Origin of the sequence: Streptomyces xanthophaeus (assembly GCF_030440515.1) — a bacterium.
In the GTDB taxonomy this organism is placed as follows: domain Bacteria; phylum Actinomycetota; class Actinomycetes; order Streptomycetales; family Streptomycetaceae; genus Streptomyces; species Streptomyces kutzneri.
Genome location: NZ_CP076543.1, coordinates 3,870,678 through 3,889,372, shown reverse-complemented (window position 1 = coordinate 3,889,372; position 18,695 = coordinate 3,870,678). Strand labels below are relative to the sequence as shown.

Here is an 18,695-nt window from a genome sequence, read left to right as displayed (position 1 = left end):
CGGGGCAATCGGGAAGAGCGGGTACGCATGAGGGCAATAGGGATTTTGCTGGTGAGGCTGCCTGGCGCGTACAACCCTGATGGGGGGACGCGTGTCCAACCGGCGTGGCAGACACACTGCTCGAACCGGCCGTCCGGCCGGCGCAGATCGGGATCATCCCGTCGCGCCGGAGTCTTCGCGTGCCCGGCGGCGGTTTTCCCGTGATCGTGCCCGTCCCGCCGGCAGGCCCGTCGACGGCGCCCGTGAGGGCCGCCGTACCGATCCGGGGCGGCCTCGTGCCCGCGCCGCGCGACAGCGCTGAGTCGGACGGGAGCAGCAAGAGCGAGGCGGCCGAGACGGCCGGGACGGCCGAGGTGGTGGCCGGCACCACCGTCGACCACCTCACCGCGACCTACCAGGCGCACTACCGCTCGCTCCTGGGCCTGGCCGCGCTGCTCCTCGACGACACCGCCTCCTGCGAGGACGTGGTGCAGGAGGCCTTCATCCGGGTGCACTCCGCCCGGAACCGGGTCCGCGACCGGGAGAAGACCCTGGCGTACCTGCGCCAGACCGTCGTGAACCTCTCGCGGTCCGCCCTGCGCCGCCGCATCCTCGGCCTCAAGCTGCTCTCGAAGCCGATGCCGGACATGGCGAGCGCCGAAGAGGGCGCGTACGACCAGCTGGAGCGGGACGATCTGATCAAGGCGATGCGTGGACTGCAGCGCCGCCAGCGCGAGGTGCTGGTGCTGCGCTACTTCGCGGACATGACGGAGGCCCAGGTCGCCGAGACGCTCGGAATATCGCTCGGCTCGGTGAAGGCGTACGGATCGCGGGGCATTGCCGCGCTGCGGGTGGCGATGGAGGCTGCGCAGTCATGATGGACGACCACACTCCGCCGGGCGGGGCGAGCGGGGAAGAAGAACTGCGCATCCTCCTGCGGGGGGCCGTCGAGGGCCTGCAGCCCTCCGAGGACGCGCTGGAGCGACTACGCGACGCCGTCCCCGCGCGCCGGACCCGCAACCGCCGGGCCGCCTTCGTCGGCGCCGCCGCGGCCGTGCTGCTCGCCGGGACGGCGATCCCGGCCGCACTGCACCTGACGGCGGCCGAGGGCGCGGCCACCGATCACCCGGCGATGGCCGGGCACGGCGAGGCCACCGGCGAGAAGCCGGACTCACGGGCTTCCGACCCGCACCAGAACGGCTTCGGGTCCCAGCCGAGGCCGCCCCACTCCTTCGGCGAGGTCCCGTCCGTGGGGGGCATCACCGGGCAGCCGAACGCCACGGCGGGCCCTTCGACGAACGGCCTGACGGCAGGTCCGTCGGGCGCCGGGGCCTCCGCCGGACCGGTCGGCCCCGGCGGCTCGGTGGCGGGCACGGGCCCGCTGCCGCCGGTGGCGGCGCCAGGAGTGCCCGGGTGCGGCGCGGACCAGCTCGGGGTGGTGGGCTCGGCCCGGCCCCGGGAGACCGACGGCAGGGTGTACGGCAGCTTCCGGGTCACCAACGTCTCGGCGCAGGGCTGCGCCGTCAACGGCCAGGACACCCTGACGGCGGCCGCGGTGTCCGGTACCGGGGCGGGCCCGGGCGCCGGGGTCGCCGTGGTCGGCCACACGGCGGGGGATCCGGCGAGCGGGCTGCTGCCCGATCCGGCGGCGGCGGCTCCGGCGCTGGTGCTCCCGCCGAACACGGCGTACGAGGTCCGCTTCGCATGGGTGCCGTCGGGGGAGACGTGTACACCGGCGAATCCGGACGCGGGCGGGAAGTCCCCGCAGACCGAACCGGCGGGTGCCACGGGCGGTACGGGGAACGCACCGGCCGTCGAACCGCAGGCGGGCGCGTCCCCGGCTCCGGCCGGCGTGGCCGTCTCGCACACCCCGCAGTCCGGGGCCACGACCACGCGGACGACGATCCCCGAGGCCTGCGGCGGAACGGTCTACAAGACGGGCGCCATCCCTCTGTCCTGAGGACTGTCCCGGCGAGTTCCGCAGAACGTGTCCTGGAGAGTCCTGGGGGCCTGGGGGCCTGGGGGCCTGGGGGCCTGGAGTCCCGGGGCGCGGGGGCCGGGGGCCAGGAGTCCCGGGGCCTCCTACGTGGGGCGTCCCGGGCGGCGGCAGGGCTACTGCGCGGCGGGCTCCAGCAGTCCCGCCTCTGCGTCGCGGATGGTCTCCACCTCGCGACGGTAGAACCGGAACCACATGAAGAGCACGAAGGCGACGAAGACGAACCACTCGCCCGTGTAGCCGAGGTTCTGGAAGGCCTTGAGGTCGAGCCCGGTGTTGGTCGGCGCCTGCGCAGGCACCGGAATCATCCCTTCCGACGGGGTCTGCACGGTCAGCCAGGCGTCGTACAGGTCGTACGGGACGATGTTGACCAGCGAGGCCGCGCTGATCACCCCGAGCTGCCCGGCCGGCAGCCCGCCCTGGGAGTGGACCCCCTTCGTGCCGGCGTTCTCGGCGGCCTGCAGGGCCCCGCTGACCTCGACCCGGCCGGCCGGCGGGGCCGGCGCCTTCGCGGGATCCGCCACTCCCGGCAGCCAGCCCCGGACCACCGGGACGCTCTTGCCGGAGTCGGTCTTCAGCAGCGTCAGCACGTAGAACCCGGAACGGCCGTCCAGCCGCCGCTCGGGCACCAGCAGCTGGTCGCCGTACTCGCCGGCCGTGGAGGCGAGCCGCCCGGAGGTCGTCTTGTCGACCGGAAGCAGCGACTCCAGGGGCGCGGCCACCTGGTCCGCCGGCCGCTCCGCGCTCGCTTCCCGGTGGCTGTCGACACGGTCCTCGAACCGGCCGAGCTGCCAGGACCCCATGAACAGGCAGAAGGGCACGGCGAGCGCGACGAAGACGTTGATCCCCCACCAGCGCGGGGTCAGGAGAAACCGGTGCACCCCACCACCGTACGGGGGGTGCACCGGTCGCCCTCCCGCAGGGTCAGTGCGGCAGGTGCTTCAGCGCGAACTCCAGCTCCATCCGGACCTGCTTGATCCGCTCCTCCACCACCAGCGAGCCGTGCCCGGCGTCGTACCGGTACACCTCGTGCACGGCCCCGCGCGCGGCGAGACGGTCCACGTAGTTGTCGATCTGGCGGATCGGGCAGCGCGGGTCGTTCACGCCGGCCGCGATGTGGACCGGCGCCTTCACGGCGTCCACGTACGTCAGCGGCGAGGACGCCTCGAAGCGGTCCGGGACCTCCTCCGGGGTACCGCCGAAGAGGGTGCGGTCCAGCGCCTTCAGCGCCTCCATCTCGTCGTGGTACGCCGTCACGTAGTCCGCGACCGGCACGGCGGCCAGGCCCACGGCCCAGGCGTCGGGCTGCGTCCCCAGGCCGAGCAGCGTCAGGTATCCGCCCCAGGAACCGCCCGACAGCACCATGCGGGCCGGGTCCGCCAGGCCCGAGGAGACCGCCCACTCCCGGACCGCCGCGATGTCCTCCAGCTCGATCAGCCCGACCCGGTGCTTGAGGGCGTCGGTCCACTCGCGGCCGTACCCCGTCGAGCCGCGGTAGTTGACCCGCACCACGGCGAAGCCGTGGTCCAGCCAGGCCGCCGGGGCCGACGCGAAGGAGTCGCTGTCGTGCCAGGTCGGCCCGCCGTGGATCTCGAAGATCGTCGGGAAGGGACCCTCGCCGTGTCCCGCCGGCCGCTGCGCGAGCGCGTGGATCCGTCCGCCCGGGCCCTCCACCCACACGTCCTGGACCGGAACCGAGCCGGGCGCCCGGAAACCGGGCGGGTCCAGGACGATCCCGCCCGCGGTGGACCGTACCGCCGAGGGCTCGGCGGCCGAGGACCACAGGTACTCCACCGTCCCGTCGGGCCGCGCGGTGGCCCCCGACACCGACCCCGCGGGCGTGTCCACGCGGACGAGCTCCCGTGCGGCCAGGTCGTAGCGCCACAGCTCGCTGCGCGCCTCGAAGCTGTGCGCGACCAGCAGCGCGGACCCGTCCGGATACCACTCGGCGCTGACGTCGCCCGGCAGGTCGATCGCGAGCTCCTGCTCGGCGCCGGTGACCACGTCCCACACCATCGGCTCCCAGCGGCCACGCCGCTGGTGGCCGACGAGCAGCCGGGTGTCGCCCGCGACCGGCGCGAAACCGAGGACCTCCAGGCCCAGCTCCTCGGACCCGCCCCGGGAGTCGTCCAGCTCGGCGACGGTGGTCCCGTCGAGGGTCAGGACGCGCAGGGCGGAGTGCATCGCGTCGCCGTGCTCGGTGTGCTCGACGGCCACCAGCGTTCCGTCGCGGGACAGGTCGCCGACGCCGGCCGACTCCCGGTGCCGGTAGATCACGGTGGGTGCGGAGCCGTCCGGCCGGACCACGTGGACGGTCGAGCCGTCCTCGTCGGTGGAGCGCCCCACGACGGCCGTCCCGTCCCGCCCGATGGCCAGTCCTGCGGGGTACGAGGGCTCCAGGCCCGGGGTGGCCGGTTCGTCGGGGCCGCCCGCGAAGGGCTGGCGCACCCAGGTGCCGAACTCGTCGCCGTCGGTGTCGGAGAACCACCAGATCCACTCGCCGTCGGGGGAGAGGGTTCCGTCGGTGGTGCCGTTGGGGCGGTCCGTGGCCTGCCGCTGCTCGCCGGTGGCGCGGTCCCACGCGTAGATCTCGTAGGTTCCGGTCGCGTTGGAGACGAAGAGCGAACGGTCCGGGGCGTCCTCGGCCCAGTCGGGGAGCCCGACGCGCGGTGCCCGGAACCGCTTCTCCCAGTCGGGCATGCCGGGGGTCATCTCACTGTCGCTGGTCATGCGCCCCATTGTGGCCGCAGCGCTCCCCGGGATGCCGACCGCTTCGAACGGGCGCACAGTGGAACGCGTCGGCCGTCCCGTCCGAGGAGGAACGATCATGGCCAAGAAGGCCCGCACCGGGCACCACAGCCACCAGGACTCCGAGCGCGCGCTGGCGAAGAACACGGCCGCGGAGGCCCGCGCCAAGGCCGCGGTCCGGGACGTCCACAGCACCGCCGCGAAGACGCGCGGCATGCAGCAGAAGGCCCAGGCCAAGCGCGGCTAGGCCCGTTCCGCCCTCTGTCTGCCTAGGCTGGCGCCATGCGGATGATCGTCCGGGGCGCCCGGCTGCTGCACACCCACGGCCTGTCCGACGTCGAGGTTGCGGAGGACGGCCGCATCGCGCGGGTCCTCCCGTACGACGATCAGAAGGAACCACCGGCCACCGGCATCCTCATCGAGGCCCATGGCGGTCTGCTCACGCCTCCCTTCGTCGAGCCGCACATCCACCTCGACACGGCGCTGACCGCCGGCGAGCCCCGCCACAACGCCTCCGGCACCCTCTGGGAGGGCATCGCCTGCTGGAGCGAACGCAAGCGGACCCTGACCCGCGAGGACGTGGTCGCGCGGGCCACAGAGGTGCTGCGCTGGCAGGCCGCCCACGGGGTGCTGCACGTGCGGACGCACTGCGACGTCACCGACCCGGACCTCACCGCGCTCGAAGCGCTGCTGGAGGTGCGCGACCGGGTGCGGGACTTCATGACCCTGCAGATCGTGGCCTTCCCGCAGGAGGGCATCGTCTCCTTCCCGGGCGGCGAGGGGCTGATGCGCGAGGCCGTCGCCCGCGGGGCGGACGTCGTCGGCGCGATCCCGCACTTCGAGGACACCCGCGAGGACGGCCTCGCCTCGCTCCACACGGCCTTCGCGCTGGCCGAGGAGCACGGCCTGCGGGTGGACGCGCACTGCGACGAGATCGACGACGAGCAGTCCCGCTTCGTGGAGGTGCTGGCCACCCTGGCCCTGCGCTCGGGGCTGCGGGGGCGCGCCACGGCCTCGCACACGACGGCCATGGGCTCCTACAACGGCGCGTACAGCTTCAAACTCCAGCGGCTGCTCGCCCGCTCCGGCATCAACCTGGTCTCCAACCCCTTCGCCAACCTGGGCCTCCAGGGCCGCTTCGACGCCTATCCCAAGCGGCGCGGCCTCACCCAGGTCAAGGAGATGCTGGCGGCCGGGGTCAACGTCGCCTTCGGACACGACGACGTGATGGACCCCTGGAACGCGCTGGGCACCGCCAACCCGCTGCAGACCGCCCTCGTCGGGCTGTACGCCGCCCAGCTGACCGGCGCCGACGAGATCCCGCTGGCCTTCTCGATGGTGACGGAGCGTGCGGCGCGGGTGCTCGGCCTCGCGGAGACGGAGTACGGCATCACCGCGGGCGCCCCTGCCTCCTTCGTGCTGCTCCCGGCCCCGTCGCCCGAGGAGGCGATCCGCCGCCAGGTCCGCCCGCGGTACGTCGTCTCGCGCGGGACCGTCCTCGCCGAGACCCCACCCGCCCCGACCCGGCTGAACTGGCCGGGGGAGCCCCCGTCCGAGATCGATTTCAGCCGCCGCCTACGCTGACGCCCCATGAAGACGTGGACGCTTGACACAGCATCGGCCCGCGCAGCTCTCGAGATCGCTTCGGAGTACGCGGACACGACCCTCCTGAACCACTCGGTCCGTTCCTACGCCTTCGGAGCCCGGTACGCGGAGCAGCACGGGCTGGCGTACGACGCGGAACTCCTCTACGTCAGCGCCCTGGTGCACGATCTGGGCCTGACCGCGCCCTTCGACAGCCACACGCTGCCCTTCGAGGAGGCGGGCGGCCATGTCGCGCGCGTCCTGACGGCGGGCCTGGGCTGGCCGGCGGCCCGCCGGGCGCGCGCCGAGGAGGTCGTGGTCCTGCACATGCGGGACGACGTGAGCGCGGCCGAGGACGTGGAGAGCCACCTGCTGCAGGTCGGTACGAGCGCGGACGTGTCGGGCCTGCGCGTCGCCGAGTTCGATCCCGCCTTCACGGCCGACCTCCTCGCCGCGTACCCGCGGGGCGACTTCGGCGCCGCGTTCCTCGCGCTGGTCGAGGACCAGGCCGTGCGCAAGCCCGACTGCGCGGCGGCCGCGTACGTGGCCGGCGGCGCGGCCGGCCGGATCGCCGCCAACCCGCTGGACCTGCCGCGGGCGTAGGGGGTGTCCCGCCGGTCGGGCCGGGCTCGCGGGGTCCGGCCCGACCGGCAACACCCCCTGGCCCCGTACGCGGGGTCACGCACATCGGGCACCGTGCCGGATAGCGTGCCCGCATGTCGTGGGACGAGGACGGAACACCGCACCCGCTCGCACTGCGCCGCACCGGCCGCAGCGAACTGGAGCCGGACCGGCTGCCGGAGATGCGGGAACTGGAGGTGCTCGGCTGGGAGCCGGCCCCCGAGGACCTGCGCTGGGTCTTCCTCCCGTACGTCTGGCCCCCCGCGGACCGCACCTGGATCCCCGACCGGTCCACCCACTGGGCGGTGGACACCGCCCTCGACGGCCACGGCCACATCACCGGCGTGGAGTGCGCCCCGCTGCCCGAGCCCGACCTCCGGGACCTCGACCGCGAGGCCGACGAGGCCCTCGCCGGGCTCGGGCTCCCGCCCCGCCCGCGGGGGCGGCTGTGGCTGCTCCGCCCGGTCGGCCCCTTCACCAGCCTCGGCGCGCTCCTCGACCACCTGGACGACCTGGCCGAGGCGCGCGCCGTGCCGGCCCGGCCCTCCACGGCCTTCCTCGCCCTGGCCCGGGCCGAACTCGCCGGGCTCGCCGCGCCCGAGGAGTAGAGCCCCGCACCGCCCCCCACCGCCCCCACCACCCCCACGGCGACGCTGCCCGCGGTCACGACAGGGCCGTCCCGGGCTCCCGTGGCTACCCTGGTCCTGAGGGGGGTACTGCCGGGAGGCGATCTCATGGGTCGGCGCCATCACTTCCACATCGACCACGACGGGCACTCGGTCAGCGCCACGGTCCAGACCGGGCACACCGCCGTCGTGGAGGTACTGGTCGACGGCAAGGAGACCGGACACGCCACGACGCACGACGACCACCCCGTGACCGTGCACGTCGAGCTGCCGACGGATCCACCGACACAGGTCTCCGTCCGCGCGACGCCCGGCCCGGGCGTGCCCCGCTGCATCTTCGAGGCCCCGGCCATGGAGCCGCACATCATGTCCCCCCGCCCCTACTGACGGGCGGCCACCGCCTGCCGGCTACCGGCTCCCCTTGCGCTCCTGCGTCGCGGACCGGATCTCCTCCGTCGCCTCCCGGAACGCGGGGGCCGCGCGCCGGAAGTAGTCGAAGAGCAGCTCCTGCTGCTCCGGTGAGTACCCGGCGAGCACCTCGCCGATCCGCTTCCGGGCCGGCGCCACGGCGGCCTCGACCTGCGCCAGCGCCCCGGGCACGGCCTCGACCACGACCTTGCGCCGGTCGCCGGGGTCGGCGGTGCGCCGAACGTACCCCGCACGCTCCAGCCGGTCGATCAGCCGTGTCGTCGCCCCCGTCGTGAGCCCCGTCCCGGCCGCGAGCTCGCCGGAGGTGAGCCCGCCGGCCAGGGTGATCCGGCTGAGGGCGTACCACTCGGAGGCCTGGAGGCCGGCCGCCTCCGCGCCCGCCATGCCGTGCAGCCCCACGGCGTCGACGTAGTCCCGAAAGACCGCCCGCCGGTCGTCCTGCTCCGCCATCGAGAACCTCCCCTTGTCATTTATCTGCACGCATGCAGATAATGCATGCGTGCAGTTGCTGCGTCAGTGTAATCAACGCGGCGGCGGCCGTCATCCGCTCGTACCCGTCGACCGAGAGGCACCCCATGAACACCACGGCCTTCAAGCGCGCCGCCCTCGTCACCGCCGCCCTCCTCGCCCTCGGTGCCGGCGGTGCGTACCTCTACCTCGACACCACCTCCGACGTCCGCCGCACCGGCACGGAAAACTGCGCGGACGTCATACCGGCGGGCGCGAACCGCGCCGACGGCGAGGCCATCTGCGCCACCATCGACGCCCTCACCGCCGCCTGGGCCCGCGGCGACGCGGACGCGTACGGCGGCCTGTTCACCGAGAACGCCACCTACACCACCTACATCGGCAGTCACTACGAGGGCCGCTCCGACATCACCGAAGGCCACCGCGCGCTCTTCGAGGACTTCGTCAAGGGCACCTCACTCGCGGCAACCTTCCTCGACCTGCGCTTCCTCGGAACCGATGCCGCCGTCCTGACCGGCCGCGGCGACGACTACACGGGCACGAAGCCCGGCCCCGCCGAGCTCTCCAAGGTCCAGACGTACACCCTGGTCCGCGACGCCGACGGCACCTGGCGCATCGCCGCCTTCCACAACACCCAGCGCCGGAACGTGATGGAGCGCTTCTCCTTCCTCTACTCGCCCGCGACGGCCCCGAAGGCGGAGAGGTGACCCTCGCAGCGCTCGACGGCGGCCGGCTGCAGCCTCAGCTCCTGGACCTGGTAGCAGTCCGAGTAGACGGTGGCGATGACCGCCCCGCACGCGCACACCAGGTTGGGCCCCCATTCGCCGTCCATCCCACAGCAGTAGCCGCGGCGCATCGCGATGTCCGGGTGCTCCTCCAGGCCGAGGCCGTCGCCGGGGTTGAGCACGACGGTGTGGCGCGGACCGGATTCGACGAGCAGGCCGGACGAGTCGTCCAGTACGTACGGCGGGCCTGAAGGATCGGGGTCGACCGCGAACGTGCCCGGGGCCATCCGCACGATCGGCCGGTCGGTATGCCCCTTCGCATCGCGGGGCCCGGCCTCCGGCCGGTACCACCCGTCATCCGTACGCGGGTCCGGCAGGGGCCGCTCGGTGACGGCCGGCGTCACCGCACGGTGGCAGTCACGGCACTGGAAGACCGTCATCGGGCACCTCGTTCACCGGGTCGGCACGCGGGCCGAAAAAGAAGGACCGCCTATTGAATCAGCAGGCGGTCTTCCTGGTACTGCCCTGTCGGGGTGACGGGATTTGAACCCACGACCTCACAACCGGCTATGGAGCTGGAGCGTTGACCAACCTGCTGGTGAAGCCCCTGCCGCACAGGCGCTGATAGGCGGCGAGCACCCGGGCCGGCACCGGCATGTGGAGCATGAATCCCTGGTCCGGGTAGAGCTGGAGTCGCTGGAGGGCGCCCACGAGCATGTCGATGACGAGCTTCGGATCGCCGATGGAATCGGCGTATCCCGTGAACGTCATCGGCGTGGACGCGCTGACCACCTCCACCTCCGGCCAGAGTTTCCGCGCCGTGGCGTACGCGCGCCGCTCTTCGTACGGCTTGCTGATCAGCAGTACGGATTCGACGGTGCGGCCGGCGTCCTCCAGCAGGGCCCGGACGAGTCGGATGTTCTCCCCGGTGTTGCGGGCGTTGGTCTCCACGAGGACGTCCCCGGGAGGGACTCCCCGCTCCAGCGCCCGCTCGCGGTAGTGCACCGCCTCCCCGCGCGGCATCCGGGCGCGGGTCGTCGGGCTGGTGGCGCCCGTGAACACGATCAGGGGCGCCATGCTGCGCCGGTACAGGTCGACCGTCGTGTCAGCCACGCCGAGGTCGTGGCTGCCGAGGCCGACCGCGACCGAACAGGGGCGCGCCTCGTGGTGCATCTGGTGGAAGTCCCAGATGAGTTCGGCGTCCGCCCACACCTGCTCGGAGATCATTTCCGTTCGCCACCCTCGGCCGGGTCCGGGACTTCGTACTCATACCCCCAGGTGAAACGCGACGCGGTGTGTCCCCCTACGTCGGACGCGACGACCGTCCCGTCTGCAGTGCACTCCTCCGCGACGGGGACGGAGCCGGACTCCACCGACGTCCGGCGCGCCTTTCGGCGAGCGATCACCGGCGCCACGGATCTCCCCGCTCGTCGGGTACCTCGGGACGGCCGTCACCGAGGCTGTCTGCCGGAAGCAGATCACGCCCGTGAGTCAGGCCGGTGCGACGGCCATGGGCGAGATCTTCAGGGCCGCTCCGAACCCGTGGTCACCCAGTTGATCACCCAGATACGGAAAAAGCCGGTGCAGGTTTCCCTGCACCGGCTCTCACCTGGTACTTCAGCGTCGGGGTGGCGGGATTTGAACCCACGACCTCTTCGTCCCGAACGAAGCGCGCTGCCAAGCTGCGCTACACCCCGATCGCCGCCTTGCAGCGCTTGCTGCCCTGGCGACATCGATTACTTTAGCGGACCTGTCGCCGGAGACGAAATCCGGTTTTCGCGGAGCGGTCGCGGGGCCAGGGGAGGGGCCGGGCGGAAGCGGTCCGCCGCGACCAGGGCGAGGCCCAGCGCGTAGAAGGCCGCGCCCAGGACCAGCGCGTTCAGGGTCACCTGGGCGTAGCCGTACCGGGCCGCGTCGATGAAGGGGTACGTGTACCGGCGCGCGGTGCCCGGGGCGAGCAGGGCGCCGCGGACCAGCGCGAAGGTCACGTACGTCAAGGGGTACGCCAGCCACAGGGCGGCGTGGCGCGGGCGCAGGGTGCGCGGGGTCGTGAGGAGGAGGAAGTCCAGGAGGGCGCCGGCCGGGGTGACCGTGTGGAGGAGCTGGTTGGCCACGGCCCTGGCGCCGGTCAGCCGGTCGAGGTCCGCGACCACGTCGAAGGGGCTCGACGGGTTGGCGAGGACCAGGTGGAAGACGAGCCCGGTGATCAGGACGAAGAGGAGGACACCGCCCCGGTAGAGGGGAGCGACGTCGGGCCGGCGCCGCCAGGCGCGGGCGGCGGACAGGCCGAGGACGAGCGCGACCAGGATGTTCGTCCAGATCGTGAAGTAGCTCAGGACGACGGGCACGCTCCCGTACGCGCACTCGATGACCAGCCCCACCACGGCCGCGGCGCAGACCAGGGCGCGGAACACCACCGGGACGAGGCGCGACGGGGTGGTCATCCCGGCAGCGTATTACCCCTTCGGGGTCAGCGTCAGGAGCGTCGCCTCCGGCGGGCACGCGAAGCGGACCGGCGTGAACCGGTTGGTGCCGCAGCCGGCCGAGACGTGCAGGTACGCGCGATTGCCCTCCGCCTCGTGCGTGGAGAGCCCCTTCACCCGCTTCGTGTCCAGGTCGCAGTTGGTGACGAGCGCCCCGTAGAAGGGGATGCACAGCTGCCCGCCGTGGGTGTGGCCCGCGAGGATGAGCGGGTACCGGTCGGCCGTGAAGGACTCCAGGACGCGCAGGTACGGGGCGTGCACCACCGCCATCGAGAAGTCCGCGTCCGCCTCCGGGCCGTCGGCGACGCTCGCGTAGCGGTCCCGCTTGATGTGCGGGTCGTCGAGCCCGGTGAAGGCCAGCTCCAGGCCGTCCAGCTTCAGCCGCGCCCGGGTGTTGGTGAGGTTCAGCCAGCCGGCCGCGTCGAAGGCGTCCCGCATCTCCTCCCACGGGTTGTGGACGGCGCCGACGACCGGCTTGTTGCCGTTCAGCCCGTGCCGGCCCTGCGCCTTCTCCAGCAGGTAGCGCCCGGGGTTGCGCAGCCGCGGTCCGTAGTAGTCGTTCGACCCGAAGACGTACACACCCGGGAAGGACATCAGGGGACCGAGCGCGTCGAGCAGCTCGGGGATGCCCTCGGTGTCGGAGAGGTTGTCGCCGGTGTTCACGACGAAGTCGGGGCGCAGCCCGGCCAGGGACTGCAGCCAGGCACGCTTCTTGCGCTGTCCGCCGACCATGTGGATGTCGGACACCTGGAGCACGCGCAGCGGGCGCATCCCCTGGGGAAGGACAGGCACCGTGACCCGGCGCAGGCGGAAGGACCGCGCCTCGAAACCGGCGGCATAGGCCACACCCGCGGCCCCGACCGCAGCGATTCCGGCAGCCGCCTTCAGGGGTACTCCGTAACGCGCACGCATGGACCCATCGTCGCAGACCGGGAAAACCAGTGAGCGCCACTGCCCCCGCACCTGGCAGACTCACCTGCATGACCACGCTCAAGGCCAAGCTCCAGGAAGACCTCACGACCGCCATCAGGGCGCGCGACGAGCTCCACTCGTCCACGCTGCGCCTGACCCTCTCCGCCATCACCAAGGAGGAGGTCGCGGGCAAGGAGGCACGTGTGCTCTCCGACGAGGAAGTCCTCAAGGTGATCGCGAAGGAGGCGAAGAAGCGCCGCGAGGCCGCGGACGCCTTCGCCCAGGGCGGCCGTCCCGAGCAGGCCGCGCGCGAGACCGCGGAGGGCGAGTTCCTCGACACCTACCTGCCCAAGCAGCTCAGCGACGACGAGCTCGTCGCGATCGTGGCGCAGGCCGTCGCGGAGGCCAAGGCCGCGGGTGCCGAGGGGCCGCGTGCCATGGGCGCCGTCATGAAGATCGTGAACCCGAAGGTCGCCGGGCTGGCGGAGGGCGGGCGGGTCGCCGCCGTCGTCAAGCAGCAGCTCTCGTAGGACCGCAGAAGCGCAAAGGGGGAGGGCCCCGGCCGGTGTCGGCCGGGGCCCTCCCCCTTTCGCATGTCGTGCCGTGCGGCGATCGCTGATCGGTGATCGCCGGCCGCCACGGGTCAGTCGCGGCCGCCGATCACGCCGCCCGTGTTCGGGTCGATCGAGATCCCGGGGAACGGGGGCTGCGGTACGACGTCGCCCGTGGCGCCCGTGGCGCCTCCGTTGTTCCCGCCGTTGTTCCCGCCGTTCTGGCCGCCCGGCCGGCCGCCGGGCTTGCCGTCACCGCCGGGCTTGCCGGGCCGGGGCTGGGTCGTCGGCGGCTTGTTGCCGCGCGGGCCGCCGGAGGGGAGGGTCGGCTCCGGGATGCCGACCGTGACGAAGTTCCCCGACTCGCGGCCGGAGAGCGCGCCGCTGACCGCGTCCTTCCAGATGGGGCCGGGCAGACCACCACCGAAGACCTTCTCGAAGGGCTTGCCGCCGATCACGATGTTCTCCATCGTGATCTTCTTCGCGCCGCCCGAACCGACCCAGACCGCACCGGAGACGTTCGGCGTGTAGCCGACGAACCAGGCGTTGTAGCGGGAGTCCGTCGTACCGGTCTTGCCGGCGCTGTCGCGGTCGCTCAGACCGGCACGCTCACCGGTACCGGAGTCGACCACTCCGCGCAGCAGGGTGTTGATGGTGTCGGCCGTCTCGGTGGACATCGCCCGGTCGCACTTGGACTTCGGCACGGCGAGCGCCTTGCCGTGCGCGTCGGTGATCGACTCGATGGCGACGGGCGTGCAGTAGACACCGCGGTTGGCGAAGGTCGCGTACGCGTTGGCCATCGTCAGCGGGGAGAGCTCGGCGGAGCCCAGCGCGATCGACGGGGCCTCGGGGAGCTTGGAGCCGTCGGCCGGGACCACGCCGAGCTTCTGCGTCATCTCCGTCACCGGGCAGAGGCCGATCTCGCCGATCATCTCGACGAAGTACGTGTTGATGGACTTCTCCATCGCCGTCCGCAGCGCGTACGGCCCGATCTCGTCCTCGGTCTCGTTCTTCGCCGTCTGGATCTTGCCGTCGATCGGCAGGTTCAGCCACTGCGTGCCGTCGCACTTGGAGATCGGCGTCGGATAGTCGATCTTGTTCGGCGCCTGGTACACCTTGGTCGCCGGCATGCCCCGCTCTATGGCGGCCGCCGCGATGAACGGCTTGAAGGTCGAGCCGACCTGGAAGCCGAAGTTCGAGCCGCCCATCCGCTTGTCCACGGAGTAGTTGATCTGGGTCTCGTTCTTCCCGAAGCCGTACGGCTTGGACTGACCCATCGCCAGCACCCGGCCGGTGCCCGGCTGGACCATGGTCACAGCCGTCGCGATCGCGTCCTCCTGGTAGACGTGGTCCTGGATCGACTCGTTGGCCGCGTCCTGCGACTGCGGGTCCAGGGTGGTGCGTACCGTCAGGCCGCCCTGGTTCCAGACCTTCGCCCGGTCCTCACGCGTCTTGCCGAAGGCCGGGTCGGTCAGGAACGAGTTGCGCACGTAGTCGCAGAAGAAGCCCGCGCCCTTCTTGGCGGTGATGCAGCCGTTCTTGGGCTTGGTCACCTTGAGGGTGACCGGCTTGGCCTTCGCCGCGTCGGCCTCCGCCTGCGAGACGTCCTTGGTGTCGGCCATCCGCTGCAGGACGATGTTGCGGCGCTTCGTCGCCTCCTGCGCGTCGTTCACCGGGTCGTACCGGCTCGGCGACTGCACGACGCCCGCGAGCATCGCGGACTCCTCCAGCGTCAGGTCCTTGGCGGGCTTGCTGAAGTAGCGCTGGGCGGCGGATTCGATTCCGTACGCCTGCTGCCCGAAGTAGGTGATGTTGAGGTAGTTCTCGAGGATCTTCTTCTTCCCGAGCTCCTCCTCGACCTGGATCGAGTACTTCAGCTCGCGGATCTTGCGGCCGAGGCTCTTCTCCTGGGCCTCGCGCACCTTGGTCTCGTCGTCGCCGGCCTCTTCGACGAAGACGTTCTTCACATACTGCTGGGTGAGCGTCGAGGCACCCTGTGCCGCGCCGCCTTCCTGTGCGTTGCGGTTGACCGCGCGCAGGATGCCCTTGAGGTCGACCGCACCGTGCTCGTAGAAACGCGAGTCCTCGATGGCGACGATCGCCTTCTGCATGTACGGGGAGATCGCCGTGAGCGGGACCACCTGCCGGTCGCGCGAATAGACCGTGGCGATCGTGCCACCCTCGGCGTCCAGAATCGTGGTCCGCTGGCTCAGCGGCGGAGTCTTGAGATTGGCCGGGATCTCGTCGAATCCCTCGACCGTCCCCTTGGCCGCCAGGCCCAGGGCGCCTGTGGCCGGAATCGCCATGCCGGCCAGTACAACCCCGGAGAGGACGGACACTCCGAGGAACTTGGCGGCCTGCTGGCTCCCCGTGAGCCCGCCGCCCGAGCGCTTCTTTCCCATAGGGGGCAGCCTACGTTCTCATTCGCCGGACACACGCGAATGCCTTGGCCTAAGCTGACCCCAACTGTCACAGCAGTGTGGTGCGACATCAACCCCTCGGCTTGATTTTCACCCTTCCCGAATGGGGTGGACACATGTCCGAATCTTGCCCCTCTGCTGAAGTAGAAGCGACGATTACACCCGAATTGCCGCAATGGTCGGGCATGTCGCCGGATCACTCCGTCGGGTGATCTGCCGCTTACCCATAGTCCGTTCGGACCATTCAAGATTGGGCCCGTCGGGGGTGTTGCACTGTGCCCGCCTTCCGTAACGTCCTCAACTGGCAGCGGTGAATATGCCGCTACCGCCGTGGGGGAGCCTCGATTCGGGAGAGGACGGCGCCGGGATGGGCTGGGTTACCGACTGGAGTGCGCAGGCAGCCTGCCGCACTACCGATCCGGATGAACTATTCGTTCAAGGAGCGGCACAGAACAGGGCCAAGGCGGTGTGCACCGGATGTCCGGTGCGGACCGAGTGCCTGGCCGACGCGCTCGACAACCGTGTCGAGTTCGGCGTATGGGGCGGAATGACCGAGCGGGAACGGCGTGCGCTGCTGCGCCGGCGTCCCACCGTCACCTCGTGGCGACGGCTGCTCGAAACCGCACGTACGGAGTACGAGCGCAGTACGGGCATCCTCACCATGGATGCAGACGCGGAGATCGACGTGTCGTACGAGACATACGCGGCAGCCGGGTAGACCACACGGCCGCCACGACGTACGAACGCCTACGCTCCGGCCGGTACCCCGGCCGCGAGTCGTTCTCCGATGGCCCGTAGCCCGGCGAGGTCGTGCACATCGCCGGGCAGGGCGGCCACCTCCGCCACCGCCACCTCGGGGTGCAGTGAGGTGAAGCGATCGCGTGTGCGCCGTTCACGCGCGATCACCTGCATTCGTTCGGCGTGCAGGCGCAGCAGGCCTGCCGTGATCCGGTCGACGACCGCGGTATCGCCTTCGGTGCCGGGGGAGCCTGTCTCGGGAGGGTTCGCGGTCCGGGTGGTCCGTGTGCTGTGTGCTGTCTGCGCGGTCTCGGCGGACCCGGCGGTCTCCGCGGTTCCCTTGGGTTCCGCGCCCGAGTCACGAAGTCCAGCTTTCCCGGACTCCTGATCGACAATGCCGCCTTCTTCAAGATTCTCTGCGGCGGCCAACGCCCGCTCGGCGGACAGCTGGTCGGCGCCACTGCCGTGCACCCGGTTCAGTACCAGACCGGCCAGCGGCATGCTCTCCGCGGCCAGCCGTTCCACGAAGTACGCCGCCTCGCGCAGGGCGTCCGCCTCGGGCGCGGCGACCACCAGGAAGGCCGTGCCGGGAGCCTGGAGCAGCCGGAAGGTCGCGTCCGCGCGCGTGCGGAAGCCGCCGAACATCGTGTCCATCGCGGCCACGAAGGTCTGGACGTCCTTCAGCAGCGAGGCCCCCATCAGCTTGCTGAGGGTGCCGGTCATCATCGACATGCCGACATTCAGGAACTTCATCCCGGCCCGGCCGCCCACCTTCGCCGGAGCCATCAGCACCCGGATGAACTTCCCGTCCAGGAAGGACCCGAGCCGCTTCGGCGCGTCCAGGAAGTCCAGTGCGGACCGGCTCGGGGGAGTGTCGACGATGATCAGGTCCCAGTCGTCCCGGGCCCGCAGCTGTCCCAGCTTCTCCATCGCCATGTACTCCTGCGTGCCCGCGAAGCCGGCCGACAGCGACTGGTAGAAGGGGTTGGCGAGGATGGCCTTGGCCCGCTCGCCGTCCGCGTGCGCCTCGACGATCTCGTCGAAGGTCCGCTTCATGTCCAGCATCATGGCGTGCAGTTCGCCGTCCCCCGCCCCTACGGTCTCCACCTTCCGCGGGGTGTTGTCCAGCGAGTCGATCCCCATCGACTGCGCGAGCCGGCGCGCCGGGTCGATGGTGAGCACGACGGCCTTGCGCCCGCGTCCGGCCGCCCGTACGCCGAGCGCCGCGGCCGTGGTGGTCTTGCCGACCCCGCCCGCCCCACAGCACACGATGATCCGGGTCTCCCGGTCGTCCAACAGCCGGTCGACCGCCAGCCGCGGCGGAGTGTCCATGCTCACGGTGCCCACCCCCTCGCTCATTCGGCCACCGACTGCTTCCGCAATTCCTTGGCCAGCGCGTACAGCCCGGCCAGATCCATCCCCGCGCCGAGCAGGGGCAGTTCGTACGTCGGCAGGTCCAGCCCCGCCAGTACGGCGCGCTGCGCGCGCTCCAGCTCGACCCGGCTCGCATGCTCGGCTGCCTGGGTGAGCAGCGGGTCCACCAGCCGCTCGGCCAGCCCGCCGCGCCGCGCGCCGCCGAGGCCCGCCCGGGACAGCGACTTCGCCACCTCGGCGCGGTGGTCGCCGGCCGCGGTGCGCAGGGTGTCCTCGTCCAGGTGGTGCGGCCGGACCATGTTGACGACGACCCGGCCCACGGGCAGTCCGGCCCGGCGCAGTTCCTCGATGCCGTCCGCGGTCTCCTGGACGGGCATCTCCTCCAGGAGGGTGACCAGGTGCACGGCGGTCTCGGGGGACTTGAGGACCTTCATGACGGCCTGGGCCTGGTTGTGGATCGGACCGAACCGGGCCAGGCCCGCCACCTCGTCGTTGACGTTCAGGAACCGGGTGATCCGCCCGGTCGGCGGCGCGTCCATGATCACGTGGTCGTAGACGTACCGGCCGGTCCTGTCCTTGCGCCGTACCGCCTCGCACGCCTTGCCGGTCAGCAGTACGTCGCGCAGCCCGGGAGCGATGGTCGTCGCGAAGTCGATGGCGCCGAGCTTCTTGAGCGCGCGGCCGGCCGACCCGAGCTTGTAGAACATCTGGAGGTAGTCCAGCAGCGCCCGTTCGGCGTCGATGGCGAGCGCGTAGACCTCACCGCCCCCGCCGGGCGCCACGGCGATCTTCCGTTCCTCGTAGGGGAGTGCCTCGGCGCCGAAGAGCTGCGCGAGCCCCTGCCTGCCCTCGACCTCCACCAGAAGAGTCCGGCCGCCCTCGCGTGCGAGGGCAAGCGCGAGTGCTGCGGCGACCGTGGTCTTGCCGGTGCCGCCCTTGCCGCTGACCACCTGGAGCCTGCTCACAGCGTCCGAGCCTAATTCCTCGGGTTCGACTCCGGTGGTGCCGGGTGGTTCTGCCGGAGTGTTCGGGGGTGAGCTC

20 protein-coding genes and 1 tRNA gene are annotated in these 18,695 nt (G+C 71.6%); 10 read left to right on the top strand and 11 right to left on the bottom strand.

Annotated features, from left to right (window positions below):
• Positions 1-179 precede the first annotated feature (179 nt).
• Complete coding sequence (locus tag KO717_RS16970; RefSeq protein ID WP_301374565.1) at positions 180-857, top strand: SigE family RNA polymerase sigma factor; 678 nt, start codon at positions 180-182, stop codon at positions 855-857.
• A complete protein-coding gene (locus tag KO717_RS16965) occupies positions 854-1,939 on the top strand; it encodes a hypothetical protein (protein ID WP_301368544.1) in 1,086 nt (361 codons plus the stop codon). Before KO717_RS16970 ends, KO717_RS16965 begins: the two co-directional genes overlap by 4 nt.
• A gap of 152 nt (positions 1,940-2,091) precedes the next feature.
• On the opposite strand, the gene KO717_RS16960 is transcribed toward KO717_RS16965, so the two are convergent.
• On the bottom strand, positions 2,092-2,856 hold the full coding sequence (locus tag KO717_RS16960; RefSeq protein WP_301368542.1) for an SURF1 family protein: 765 nt from the start codon (positions 2,854-2,856) through the stop codon (positions 2,092-2,094).
• 43 nt (positions 2,857-2,899) lie between these two features.
• Positions 2,900-4,705, bottom strand: coding sequence for a S9 family peptidase (locus KO717_RS16955; protein WP_301368540.1), 1,806 nt, complete (start codon positions 4,703-4,705; stop codon positions 2,900-2,902).
• Positions 4,706-4,802: 97 nt separating this feature from the next.
• Between KO717_RS16955 and KO717_RS16950 the strand changes: the two genes are divergently transcribed.
• The 5 genes from KO717_RS16950 to KO717_RS16930 all read left to right on the top strand — a co-directional run bounded on the left by KO717_RS16950 (position 4,803) and on the right by KO717_RS16930 (position 7,941).
• Positions 4,803-4,970, top strand: a complete 168-nt coding sequence (locus tag KO717_RS16950; RefSeq protein ID WP_301368538.1) for a hypothetical protein — start codon at positions 4,803-4,805, stop codon at positions 4,968-4,970.
• Positions 4,971-5,005: 35 nt separating this feature from the next.
• Positions 5,006-6,307, top strand: a complete 1,302-nt coding sequence (gene codA, locus KO717_RS16945; RefSeq protein ID WP_301368536.1) for a cytosine deaminase — start codon at positions 5,006-5,008, stop codon at positions 6,305-6,307.
• 6 nt (positions 6,308-6,313) lie between these two features.
• Complete coding sequence (locus KO717_RS16940; protein WP_301368535.1) at positions 6,314-6,910, top strand: HD domain-containing protein; 597 nt, start codon at positions 6,314-6,316, stop codon at positions 6,908-6,910.
• A 113-nt stretch (positions 6,911-7,023) separates the two neighbouring features.
• Positions 7,024-7,536 carry a DUF5956 family protein gene (locus tag KO717_RS16935; RefSeq protein ID WP_301368534.1) on the top strand — a complete coding sequence of 171 codons (513 nt, stop codon included), beginning with the start codon at positions 7,024-7,026 and terminating at the stop codon, positions 7,534-7,536.
• 126 nt (positions 7,537-7,662) lie between these two features.
• The gene (locus KO717_RS16930; protein ID WP_301368533.1) at positions 7,663-7,941 is read left to right on the top strand and encodes a hypothetical protein; all 279 of its coding nucleotides are present in this window, start codon (positions 7,663-7,665) and stop codon (positions 7,939-7,941) included.
• 21 nt (positions 7,942-7,962) lie between these two features.
• Here KO717_RS16930 and KO717_RS16925 read toward each other — a convergent pair whose 3' ends face one another.
• Complete coding sequence (locus KO717_RS16925) at positions 7,963-8,433, bottom strand: MarR family winged helix-turn-helix transcriptional regulator (RefSeq protein WP_301368531.1); 471 nt, start codon at positions 8,431-8,433, stop codon at positions 7,963-7,965.
• Positions 8,434-8,558: 125 nt separating this feature from the next.
• Between KO717_RS16925 and KO717_RS16920 the strand changes: the two genes are divergently transcribed.
• Complete coding sequence (locus tag KO717_RS16920) at positions 8,559-9,158, top strand: SgcJ/EcaC family oxidoreductase (RefSeq protein ID WP_301368529.1); 600 nt, start codon at positions 8,559-8,561, stop codon at positions 9,156-9,158.
• Here the strand turns inward: KO717_RS16920 and KO717_RS16915 are convergent.
• From KO717_RS16915 to KO717_RS16890, 5 genes are all read right to left on the bottom strand, one after another.
• Positions 9,122-9,616 (bottom strand): hypothetical protein, encoded by a 495-nt coding sequence (locus tag KO717_RS16915; RefSeq protein WP_301368527.1) that lies wholly within the window; start codon positions 9,614-9,616, stop codon positions 9,122-9,124. The genes KO717_RS16920 and KO717_RS16915 overlap by 37 nt on opposite strands.
• Positions 9,617-9,743: 127 nt before the next feature.
• Positions 9,744-10,403 carry a YdcF family protein gene (locus tag KO717_RS16910; RefSeq protein ID WP_301368524.1) on the bottom strand — a complete coding sequence of 220 codons (660 nt, stop codon included), beginning with the start codon at positions 10,401-10,403 and terminating at the stop codon, positions 9,744-9,746.
• Between the two features lie 396 nt (positions 10,404-10,799).
• Positions 10,800-10,873, bottom strand: a tRNA-Pro gene (locus tag KO717_RS16900).
• A 39-nt stretch (positions 10,874-10,912) separates the two neighbouring features.
• On the bottom strand, positions 10,913-11,620 hold the full coding sequence (locus KO717_RS16895) for a Pr6Pr family membrane protein (RefSeq protein WP_301368522.1): 708 nt from the start codon (positions 11,618-11,620) through the stop codon (positions 10,913-10,915).
• 12 nt (positions 11,621-11,632) lie between these two features.
• Complete coding sequence (locus tag KO717_RS16890; RefSeq protein WP_301368520.1) at positions 11,633-12,571, bottom strand: metallophosphoesterase; 939 nt, start codon at positions 12,569-12,571, stop codon at positions 11,633-11,635.
• 68 nt (positions 12,572-12,639) lie between these two features.
• Between KO717_RS16890 and KO717_RS16885 the strand changes: the two genes are divergently transcribed.
• Positions 12,640-13,101 carry a GatB/YqeY domain-containing protein gene (locus tag KO717_RS16885; protein WP_301368518.1) on the top strand — a complete coding sequence of 154 codons (462 nt, stop codon included), beginning with the start codon at positions 12,640-12,642 and terminating at the stop codon, positions 13,099-13,101.
• A 113-nt stretch (positions 13,102-13,214) separates the two neighbouring features.
• On the opposite strand, the gene KO717_RS16880 is transcribed toward KO717_RS16885, so the two are convergent.
• A complete protein-coding gene (locus tag KO717_RS16880; RefSeq protein WP_301368516.1) occupies positions 13,215-15,524 on the bottom strand; it encodes a transglycosylase domain-containing protein in 2,310 nt (769 codons plus the stop codon).
• Between the two features lie 385 nt (positions 15,525-15,909).
• On the opposite strand from KO717_RS16880, the gene KO717_RS16875 reads away from it, so the two are divergent.
• Positions 15,910-16,260, top strand: a complete 351-nt coding sequence (locus KO717_RS16875; RefSeq protein WP_030009547.1) for a WhiB family transcriptional regulator — start codon at positions 15,910-15,912, stop codon at positions 16,258-16,260.
• Positions 16,261-16,289: 29 nt separating this feature from the next.
• Here KO717_RS16875 and KO717_RS16870 read toward each other — a convergent pair whose 3' ends face one another.
• The gene (locus KO717_RS16870; RefSeq protein ID WP_437184641.1) at positions 16,290-17,612 is read right to left on the bottom strand and encodes an ArsA family ATPase; all 1,323 of its coding nucleotides are present in this window, start codon (positions 17,610-17,612) and stop codon (positions 16,290-16,292) included.
• 23 nt (positions 17,613-17,635) lie between these two features.
• On the bottom strand, positions 17,636-18,619 hold the full coding sequence (locus KO717_RS16865; RefSeq protein ID WP_030009545.1) for an ArsA family ATPase: 984 nt from the start codon (positions 18,617-18,619) through the stop codon (positions 17,636-17,638).
• Positions 18,620-18,695 lie beyond the last annotated feature (76 nt).

What these genes read in the sequence shown, in the direction of transcription:
- KO717_RS16965 (WP_301368544.1), top strand. Translation starts at nt 854, where the DNA reads ATGATGGACGACCACACTCCGCCGGGCGGGGCGAGCGGGGAAGAAGAA.
- KO717_RS16955 (WP_301368540.1), bottom strand. Translation starts at nt 4,705, where the DNA reads ATGACCAGCGACAGTGAGATGACCCCCGGCATGCCCGACTGGGAGAAG.
- KO717_RS16950 (WP_301368538.1), top strand. Translation starts at nt 4,803, where the DNA reads ATGGCCAAGAAGGCCCGCACCGGGCACCACAGCCACCAGGACTCCGAG.
- codA (WP_301368536.1), top strand. Translation starts at nt 5,006, where the DNA reads ATGCGGATGATCGTCCGGGGCGCCCGGCTGCTGCACACCCACGGCCTG.
- KO717_RS16940 (WP_301368535.1), top strand. Translation starts at nt 6,314, where the DNA reads ATGAAGACGTGGACGCTTGACACAGCATCGGCCCGCGCAGCTCTCGAG.
- KO717_RS16935 (WP_301368534.1), top strand. Translation starts at nt 7,024, where the DNA reads ATGTCGTGGGACGAGGACGGAACACCGCACCCGCTCGCACTGCGCCGC.
- KO717_RS16930 (WP_301368533.1), top strand. Translation starts at nt 7,663, where the DNA reads ATGGGTCGGCGCCATCACTTCCACATCGACCACGACGGGCACTCGGTC.
- KO717_RS16925 (WP_301368531.1), bottom strand. Translation starts at nt 8,433, where the DNA reads ATGGCGGAGCAGGACGACCGGCGGGCGGTCTTTCGGGACTACGTCGAC.
- KO717_RS16920 (WP_301368529.1), top strand. Translation starts at nt 8,559, where the DNA reads ATGAACACCACGGCCTTCAAGCGCGCCGCCCTCGTCACCGCCGCCCTC.
- KO717_RS16915 (WP_301368527.1), bottom strand. Translation starts at nt 9,616, where the DNA reads ATGACGGTCTTCCAGTGCCGTGACTGCCACCGTGCGGTGACGCCGGCC.
- KO717_RS16910 (WP_301368524.1), bottom strand. Translation starts at nt 10,403, where the DNA reads ATGATCTCCGAGCAGGTGTGGGCGGACGCCGAACTCATCTGGGACTTC.
- KO717_RS16895 (WP_301368522.1), bottom strand. Translation starts at nt 11,620, where the DNA reads ATGACCACCCCGTCGCGCCTCGTCCCGGTGGTGTTCCGCGCCCTGGTC.
- KO717_RS16890 (WP_301368520.1), bottom strand. Translation starts at nt 12,571, where the DNA reads ATGCGTGCGCGTTACGGAGTACCCCTGAAGGCGGCTGCCGGAATCGCT.
- KO717_RS16885 (WP_301368518.1), top strand. Translation starts at nt 12,640, where the DNA reads ATGACCACGCTCAAGGCCAAGCTCCAGGAAGACCTCACGACCGCCATC.
- KO717_RS16880 (WP_301368516.1), bottom strand. Translation starts at nt 15,524, where the DNA reads ATGGGAAAGAAGCGCTCGGGCGGCGGGCTCACGGGGAGCCAGCAGGCC.
- KO717_RS16875 (WP_030009547.1), top strand. Translation starts at nt 15,910, where the DNA reads ATGGGCTGGGTTACCGACTGGAGTGCGCAGGCAGCCTGCCGCACTACC.
- KO717_RS16870 (WP_437184641.1), bottom strand. Translation starts at nt 17,612, where the DNA reads ATGGACACTCCGCCGCGGCTGGCGGTCGACCGGCTGTTGGACGACCGG.